The sequence below is a fragment of the Halobacillus sp. genome, assembly GCF_049282395.1.
Classification (GTDB): Bacteria; Bacillota; Bacilli; order Bacillales; family Halobacillaceae; genus Halobacillus.
Genome location: NZ_JBAPTY010000314.1, coordinates 1 through 4119, shown reverse-complemented (window position 1 = coordinate 4119; position 4119 = coordinate 1). Strand labels below are relative to the sequence as shown.

Annotated in this window: 5 protein-coding genes; 3 read left to right on the top strand and 2 right to left on the bottom strand. The window is 38.6% G+C overall.

The window, feature by feature from the left end; translation table 11 throughout:
• A partial coding sequence (locus WAM07_RS13400; protein ID WP_422167601.1) for a CotY/CotZ family spore coat protein occupies nt 1-453 on the top strand: 453 nt, incomplete at its 5' end.
• A 63-nt stretch (nt 454-516) separates the two neighbouring features.
• Here WAM07_RS13400 and WAM07_RS13395 read toward each other — a convergent pair.
• Nucleotides 517-882 carry a hypothetical protein gene (locus WAM07_RS13395; RefSeq protein ID WP_422167600.1) on the bottom strand — a complete coding sequence of 122 codons (366 nt, stop codon included), beginning with the start codon at nt 880-882 and terminating at the stop codon, nt 517-519.
• An 11-nt stretch (nt 883-893) separates the two neighbouring features.
• Entirely contained in the window at nt 894-2072 is a 1179-nt protein-coding gene (locus WAM07_RS13390; protein WP_422167598.1) for a hypothetical protein, read from the bottom strand.
• A 223-nt stretch (nt 2073-2295) separates the two neighbouring features.
• On the opposite strand from WAM07_RS13390, the gene WAM07_RS13385 reads away from it, so the two are divergent.
• Both WAM07_RS13385 and WAM07_RS13380 read left to right on the top strand, forming a co-directional pair.
• Complete coding sequence (locus WAM07_RS13385) at nt 2296-3078, top strand: CsxC family protein (RefSeq protein WP_422167596.1); 783 nt, start codon at nt 2296-2298, stop codon at nt 3076-3078.
• Between the two features lie 269 nt (nt 3079-3347).
• Nucleotides 3348-4118: a CsxC family protein gene (locus WAM07_RS13380; RefSeq protein ID WP_422167594.1), complete on the top strand. Its 771-nt coding sequence runs from the start codon at nt 3348-3350 to the stop codon at nt 4116-4118.
• Nucleotide 4119 lies beyond the last annotated feature (1 nt).

Genomic DNA, 4119 nt, shown 5'->3' with positions numbered 1-4119 from the left:
ATACTGGCCGCTCAAAAGAAAGCAGACAAAGATAATGGCTGCCACTCATCCTGTAAGCAGTCTATAGAAGACTTACTAGGGGAGAGGAAAGTCAGGAAAAACACGATTCCATTTATTTTGTATTGTGGATGTGAGCCTTATAAAGGTACAGGAGTTACCACCTATCACTGCCACTCGAAAAAAACAAAATTCAAATGTGTAAACTCTTTTATTTTCAAGGTTAAAGACATCGAAAAAGAGTGTGCTGTTCTCGAATTACTCGTATTCAAATCAGATCTAAAGCATTCCAAAGATCATGGAGAGAAATGCCATAGTAAAGATGATCATTCTGCTTGCAGTCAGATTGATCATAAAGAGTTGGATGACTTAATAGGCACGGGTATTTGCATTACGGTCGATTTGTCATGCTTCTGTTCGATCACTTGCCTGCCAGCCATTCATTTACGTCACTAAATAATGGTTTTACAAAACATATAAGAAGGTAATCCTTATCAGAATACCTTCTTACATAAAGAATTATCCTCCAAATGCTTCTAAAACATCTTCAATTTCCTTTGATCCCACTTCTCTTGATGAAAAGAACTTATTCCCGGTTTTATCAGTGTTATGACTTCCACCATTTCCAACTTTAAGCATCCTTTTTATTTCTAATAATTCCTGCAATACTTCGTCCGTATAACCTTGAAGGTTTGGAGGGGCGCTCAAGTAGCTGGTAAGAGCTGAAATAATAAAGTGTTGGAGTGTGTTATTTCTGGAATGGTAATCAAGTTGCTCAATGATTGTAGGAGCAACCAGGCGTGTTTCTCCTGTTTTAACATCAATAAAACTGTCAGGAATAGTTAGAACATTTTGATTAAAATAATCTCTGTATATTCTTGACATTTTATCACCCTCTATTTTTTAGCGGTCGCATATTCCTTTTCCTTACTGAGCAAACTCATTTTTGCAAGGATCATTAATCCTTGAACGTTTAATTTAACCATATCTTCCGGGAACAATAAGTCAATCGGACGTCCTCGCTCACTCCACTTAACAGCAGCTTCTTTAATTTGCCTTTGAGCAATGTCAGCTGCTCCTCCTACAGCGATATATCTTACTGCTCCATTAATTTCGTTTGAACTGCTTCGAACCCGGTCAAAGTGTTCCAAATATTTAGTGGCCATCGATTTGAGCTGTGGAATAATATATTTACTTATATCTTTTTTAACGCCAGCAAAAGGCTCTACATACCAATCCGACTGTCCAGCCGCTAATTTCTCCTCAAGTTCTGACCGTGAGTTAAATTTGTAGAGCTCATTTTTACTAACTTTTTGAATGATGTTATCAAGAAATTGATTGATCCCAAACTGTTCGCCTTCCACAGATGCGACAGGTTTACCATTTTTAATCCCTACAAAGTCAACGGAGTCCCCGCCTAAATCTCCGATGATAATTCCTTTTTGGGAGTCTTTAGCAAGCGATTCATTGGAAACATTTAATGAATGAGGGTCACGTGTCAAACTCAGGTAGGCAAGGGCTCCCTCAGCACCTACAATGACATCTTCAATATGCACTTTTACAGCTACTTCTTTCGGCTCAAGCATCCCGGGGACTTTATGGAATATCACCGTGTGAACACCTTTTAAGCGTTCTTTGAAAACATCCTTTTTCTCCTTATACTGTGTTGTTGGAAGGGAAACAGCTAATTGGTCAATGTGGTAATTAATTTCCCCTTTAGTCGGGTTAGAGATCAGGGCATGATAAGCAGCTATCGAATGTAAAAGAATATAAGTACGATCTTCATCAATTTTTTGGTTGTTAAAAGAAGTAAGGCTCACATTTCTCTGTTTCATGGCTGACTTGCCGATGTAGTAAATTTCGCGTCTGTCTACGACGGCAGGACTTTTAATTTCTACAATTAAATTTTCCTCAAAGTCTACATCTTCTTCATCGTAGGGCTTTTCGTAATATTCTTCATCAAATAAGGCAAGTGCGTTAGGTAATTGATACTCCACCAGTTCTCCATCATCTGAAGCCATAACCTTATACCAGCTGTTCCCTAAATCAACCGCAAAGATATTGTTTCGCGTCATTTAATCGACCTCCTGATGGGCTAGCCTATGCAAATTGGGCAGGTAAGGGTGCGCGTACAACCGAAACTTCTTTATAAAATCAAAAACTGCAGATGGTTTTCTATTACTCTTACTTTTTCTATCATTCCTATTAAATTCCACGTTTTGACTGATTCATATAACTACGCTTAACAAGTAGAAATGCATAGAATACAGGGAGGTAAAAATTAAAGGAGGAAAAAAAGTGAGTAAAAAAGAACATCACTACCACGATTGTGTGGACCTTAATATGTCCGCCTCTATTGAACAATGTATGAATGAGGATACGGACACACCTGTCACACCTGCAGGTACACGTTTAGTTAGGATTCCTGTGAATTTAGGAGATTTCAATGTCACTACGAACATGGTGGCTAACATTCAGTTTCCACATCCGGTTTCAGAGATTAAAGACATTAAGAAAAGAGTTGTTATTCTTCAGTGCCGTCTTATGACTCGTACATCTACCGGGGGAGAAGATCAATTCGCCACTGGTCCATTCCCTTTATTCATTAAAGGGTATGTACGCAAAAACATTCAATATGCTTCCCCTTGTTACAATAAGGCAGGAGAATGCGTGTCCTCAAAATTGAAATCATTAACTGTAAAAGTTCCATTTGAGTGCATGACGAGTGTAACTCTTGAATCACCTGTTCAATTGCCTGTTACGAATACCCGAAGCGAGTTCGACTTTTTCAGAGCTCAGGACCTTGGCAAAGGATTTCCTGAAAAAGATCAGTTTCTATCTAGTGATATCTCCCAGTTCCATCAAACAAGTACAGCTGCCTATAATGCTCTTCCGTATTGTGAATTATTGGCACACGAAATAATTGAATGGGATGAAGCTACAGACAGACGTTCTCATCATAATGACTATGATCAAAGCCCTGTAGACGAAGGATACTTCCATCACGTAGTTGAAAAAATGATGGTTACTTTTACAGTGAGCGTTTTACAAGAACAACAAGTTCGCATTACAGCCGGTTAAGCCAAAAACAACCATCCTTAGACTTGTATAAGGGTGGTTGTTTTTTAATAACTCTTATTTTAATCCAGCTGTAACATTCAAATGAGTCGTTAAAGCTGGGCATTCATCTCATAGTAGTAATGGACAAGTATAATAAAAAAATCTCTACAAATAATTTCCTTTCGACTCAAGGGCTATAGCCTATACACCAAATCCGAATTCAGACTTTCGCCCAAACATAGTGATCTGCCCTACATACGATGTACTATAATTTTTGAGGAGGAAATCAAATGACTGATTCACACAAAGATTTACACAAGGGTGCAAACCATTATGATTGTAAGGGGTCTTCCACTATCAACTCTTGTAAAAATCAACCCGTTACACCAAGCGTCAGTATTGGAAAGATTTTTACCAAGGTTCCTGTGGTTCTGGCAGAACTTGATTTACAGATAAATATCAATGAAACCATTACTTTTCCTGAGCCAGTACTAGAGATCAAAGATATTAAGAAACGAGTCATCCTCACTCAATGTCGATTATTGCTTCCTACTCACAAGTTATTTGTTAAAGGATTTGTACGAAAAAACATCCAATACGCCAGTCCGTGTCATGAGATTGAACATAGTACACATCAATCAGTAGCTTCTGATTTACATTCTTACACCGTAGATCTTCCGTTTGACTGTGTAACAGAAATCAAGGATTTTCTGTCGATGCCAGTCATGCCTAAGCTGAATGATCGCCAGGAGTTTGACTTTGGAGTATCGAAATCATTACCTTCAGGCTACCCGGAAAAAGATCAATTACTATCTAGTGACATCTCCCAATTTCACCAGGAGAGCTCCCAATTCTACAATGAACTTGCGTATTGTGAACTTGTATCCAGTAAGATTATTGAGTGGGATGAAGCGCTGGATCGACTGCCTCTTCACGGCCCAGCTTCTTTTTACGAAGGGTGTTTCACCAAAATAGAAGAAAAAATGGTGTTGGATGTACGCTTGAAAGTCCTGCAAGACCAGCAAATACGTGTCGCTTCTACTACTAATGATCCTTGCTGAA

Coding starts and splice junctions, on each gene's coding strand:
- WAM07_RS13395 (WP_422167600.1), bottom strand. CDS start 882: ATGTCAAGAATATACAGAGATTATTTTAATCAAAATGTTCTAACTATT.
- WAM07_RS13390 (WP_422167598.1), bottom strand. CDS start 2,072: ATGACGCGAAACAATATCTTTGCGGTTGATTTAGGGAACAGCTGGTAT.
- WAM07_RS13380 (WP_422167594.1), top strand. CDS start 3,348: ATGACTGATTCACACAAAGATTTACACAAGGGTGCAAACCATTATGAT.